This window comes from Catellatospora sp. NPDC049609, assembly GCF_040675365.1.
GTDB lineage: Bacteria > Actinomycetota > Actinomycetes > Mycobacteriales > Micromonosporaceae > Catellatospora.
Window position 1 is genome coordinate 1 of the sequence record NZ_JBFAOU010000343.1, and the last position, 4,070, is coordinate 4,070.

The window sequence follows — 4,070 nt, forward strand, 5'->3', positions numbered from 1 at the left end:
CAACTTCTGGGTTGTCCGGACAACCCAGAAGTTGACGCTGGATTTCGTACACCTGTCGGCGCGGTCAGGCGGCGGCTTCCGCCTGGGCGACCGGGGCCGCGGTGGCGGGGCGGGCCGGGCGGGTGCGGCGGCCGTGCCACAGCACCCGGGCCAGCACACCCGGCGCGAACAGCCGCTGCGGCGGCGCCATCAGGTTCGCCACGGACAGGAACGCGTGGCCGACCGCCGGGCTCTTGGCGGCCGCGCGGTGCAGGCGGCGGACGTACGCGTTGAGGAAGTTGACCTTCCCCGTGCGCACGCCCTCGACGTCGGGGTAGCCGAGGTCCGCGCCGACCGCGATGTCCCACGGCACGTCGATGACCTTCGCGGCGGCGCCGTAGAACCGCCGCGGCAGGCCGTCACGGCCCTGGCGCAGGCAGTCGCGCAGCACCATCGCCTCGGCGGCGGCCACGGTCATGCCCTGGCCGTACGCCGGGTTGAACGAGCAGACCGCGTCGGCGACCGCGACCAGGCCCTCGGGCAGCCGGGTCAGGTGCTCGTAGCGGCGGCGCACGCTCACGGGCAGCCGCAGCTTCAGCGCGGGCCCGACCGGCTCGGCCCTGGTGACCAGCTGGAACAGCTCGTCGCCGGGCAGCTGCCGGGCGAAGTCGGGGTACGCCGCCTCGTCGGCCGGCGGCGGGCAGTCCTTGCCCACCCCGATCAGGGTGATCATCCAGCGGTCGCCCTCGACCGGCACGGCGACGGCGCCGTACGGCAGTTCCGGCGACGGGCTGAGCACGAACGCGGTGGCGCTGACCTGGCCGGGGGTGCGCCGGTAGGTGCGCGAGACGTAGAACGTGTGCGGGTCGACGTGCTCCTCGGCCGGCTTGTCGTAGCCCAGCTCGGCGAGCCAGGTCGGGCCGCGGTTGCCGCGGCCGGTGGCGTCGACGACCAGGTCGGCGTCGAGGTGCTGCTCGGTGCCGCCGGCGGGCAGCACCCGGGCGCCGGTGATCCTGCTCCGGTCGGGCGAGGCGAGCAGGCCGACCGCCTCGTGGCGCTCGCGCAGCTCGACGTTGGGCAGGTCGGCGACCCGGCGGCGCACGTACGCCTCCAGGCCGACGCGGGTCACGCCGAGGCCGGCCAGGCCGGTGTGCTTGGCGGCGAGGCGGTGGCCGCCGTTGATCCATACGACGTCGCCCTGGACGTCGACGGGGACGGCGCCGGCCGCGGTCATGTCCGCGGCGAACCCGGGGAACAGCTCTTCCAGCACCTGGCGGCCGCGGGCGAGCAGGCCGTGGGTGTGGTCGCCCTGCGGGACCCCCTTGCGTCCGGTGGTGCCGTCGACGGGCAGCGCGTCGCGGTCGAAGATGGTGACCTTCGCGTACGACTCGCTCAGCACGCGGGCGGCGAGCAGGCCGCCGATGCTGGCGCCGAGCACGATCGCGTGCCCGGACTTCTCCTTGGCAGACAAGGCTTCACTCCGTATCGGTGAGGGACGTGCACTCACGGTAAGGACGGGTGACGCAATCATGAAAACGAATTGGCGGTCCGGATCTGGACACTGTGTGCTCGGTCGCAGCCGAAAGAATCTTATGAAAGAAATTTCATCATCCCGGTACGACTGCGACGGCTCGGCGTGCGCGGATCCGTTGCGGCACCCCGTCCGCGGGCGGGATGTCTGAAAACGGAACCCGTCCCAGCTCTGATTTGTACGGTAAATCCGGCGCATCGACACTCTTCACGGCGCGTCAACGCGGCGCTAACATCCTTGAAACTTGCGCAAGAGTTTCCATCCGCCCCTCCCTGACCCAGGAGGAGACTCGTGTCCCGACGCAGCCGCCCCCTCGCCGCCGCGCTCGCCTCGTTGTTGCTGGCCACCGCGCTTGCCGCGGTCGCCGCGTGGCGACCCGCGCCCGCCCCCGACCTCGTCCCGGCCAAGGCAGACGCCAACCCGGGCAACCGTGACGTCATCGTGCACCTGTTCCAGTGGCCCTGGGCCTCCATCGCGAACGAGTGCACCACCGTGCTGGGCCCCAAGGGCTTCGGCGCCGTCCAGGTGTCCCCGCCGCAGGAGCACGTCGTGCTCGGCGGTCACGGCTACCCCTGGTGGCAGGACTACCAGCCGGTCAGCTACCAGCTCGTCACCCGCCGCGGCGACCGCGCCGCCTTCGCGAACATGATCAGCACCTGCCACGCCGCGGGCGTGAAGATCTATGTGGACGCGGTGGTCAACCATATGACAGGCGGTGCCTCGACCGGCCTCGGCTCGGCCGGCTCGACCTACTCGCAGTACAGCTACCCCGGGATCTATCAGAATCAGGACTTCCACCACTGCGGCCGCAACGGCAACGACGACATCGTCGCCTGGGGCGACCGCTGGGAGGTGCAGCACTGCGAGCTGGTCAACCTCTCCGACCTGGCCACCGAGTCCACGTACGTGCGCGGCAGGCTCACCGCGTACCTCAACGACCTGGTGTCGCTGGGCGTGGACGGGTTCCGGGTGGACGCGGCCAAGCACATGCCCGTCGCCGACCTGCAGGCGATCCTGGGCGGCGTCAGCGGCTCGCCGTACGTCTTCCACGAGGTGATCGAGGACAGCGCCTTCCCACCGGGGGAGTACGCGGGGATCGGCGACGTCACCGAGTTCCGCTACGGCGACGTGGTCGGCAACGCGTTCCGCGACGCGAACCTGTCCAACCTCAACAACCTCGCCGGTCAGATGGCGCTGAGCAGCGGTGACGCGGTCAACTTCATCGACAACCACGACACGCAGCGCAACGGGCGGGCCCGGCTCACGTACAAGGACGGGCAGACCCACGCGCTGGCCCAGGCGTTCAGCCTGGCGTACCCGTACGGCACGCCGCAGCTGATGAGCAGCTTCACCTTCACCAACCCGGAGGCCGGCCCGCCCGCCGCGGCCAACGGCACCACCAACCAGGTGACCTGCGGCTCGGGCTGGGAGTGCGAGCACCGCCGCACGGCGGTCGCCAACCTGGTCGGCTTCCACAACGCGGTCAACGGCACCGGTGTCGGAAACTGGACCTCGCCGTCGTCGGCCCGCATCGCGTTCTCCCGCGGCAACGTCGGCTACGCCGCGTTCAACCGGGACGGGGCGGCGTGGAGCACCACCTTCAGCACCGGCCTGCCCGCCGGCGTGTACTGCAACGTCGCCACCGGGAACTTCACCGCGGGCGCCTGCTCCGGCGGCACCGTCACGGTGAACGGCAGCGGCCAGGCGACCGCGACCGTGGCCGGCAACAGCGCGCTGGCGATCTACACCGGCGCGATGGTGAGCAGCTCGCCGCAGCCGTCGGCGTCCGCGTCGCCCGCGCCGAGCGGCACGGCGTGCACCAGTGTCGCGGTCACCTTCGAGTCGAACGCCACGACCACGTCCGGGCAGAACGTCTTCGTCGCGGGCAGCATCGCGCAGCTCGGCTCCTGGAACACGGCCGGCGCGGTGGCGATGTCGGGTGCCGCGTACCCGCTCTGGCGGGTCACCGTGCAGCTGCCCCCGGGCACGGCCCTGCAGTACAAGTACATCAAGAAGGACGGCTCCGGGAACGTCACCTGGGAGAGCATCGCCAACCGCAGCCGGACCACGCCGACCGGCGCCTGCGCGGTGACGTACACCGAGACCTGGAACGTCACGGGCACCACCAGCCCGTCGCCGTCCCCGTCGGTCCCGGCCTCGCCCTCCACCTCGCCCAGCCCGTCGCCGAGCGGCACCGCCTGCGCGAGCATCGCGGCCGCCTTCTCGGTCAACGCCACCACCACCTGGGGCCAGAACGTCTACCTCGTCGGCTCGCTCCCGGCGCTCGGCTCCTGGAACACCGGCAGCGCGGTCGCCCTGTCCAGCGCCGCCTACCCGGTCTGGACCGCGACGGTGAACCTGCCCCCGGGCACGACGTTCGCATACAAGTACATCAAGAAGAACGCCGCCGGCACCGTGCTCTGGGAGAGCGACCCCAACCGCTCCCGCACCACCCCCACCACCCCCTGCACCGCCACCTACCCCGACACCTGGCGCTGACCCGCTAAGGAAGGGCACCTTCTTAACGCTATGCGTGGTAGAAGGTGCCCTTCTCAACGTC

The 4,070-nt window shown here is 71.2% G+C and carries 2 protein-coding genes; one reads left to right on the forward strand and one right to left on the reverse strand.

What is annotated here, in order from left to right; translation table 11 throughout:
* Nucleotides 1–64: 64 nt before the first annotated feature.
* Nucleotides 65–1,450, reverse strand: a complete 1,386-nt coding sequence (locus tag AB0J67_RS39665) for a squalene monooxygenase (protein WP_363490746.1) — start codon at nucleotides 1,448–1,450, stop codon at nucleotides 65–67.
* 351 nt (nucleotides 1,451–1,801) lie between these two features.
* Between AB0J67_RS39665 and AB0J67_RS39670 the strand changes: the two genes are divergently transcribed.
* Nucleotides 1,802–4,009 carry a carbohydrate-binding module family 20 domain-containing protein gene (locus AB0J67_RS39670; protein WP_363490748.1) on the forward strand — a complete coding sequence of 736 codons (2,208 nt, stop codon included), beginning with the start codon at nucleotides 1,802–1,804 and terminating at the stop codon, nucleotides 4,007–4,009.
* Nucleotides 4,010–4,070: the final 61 nt, after the last annotated feature.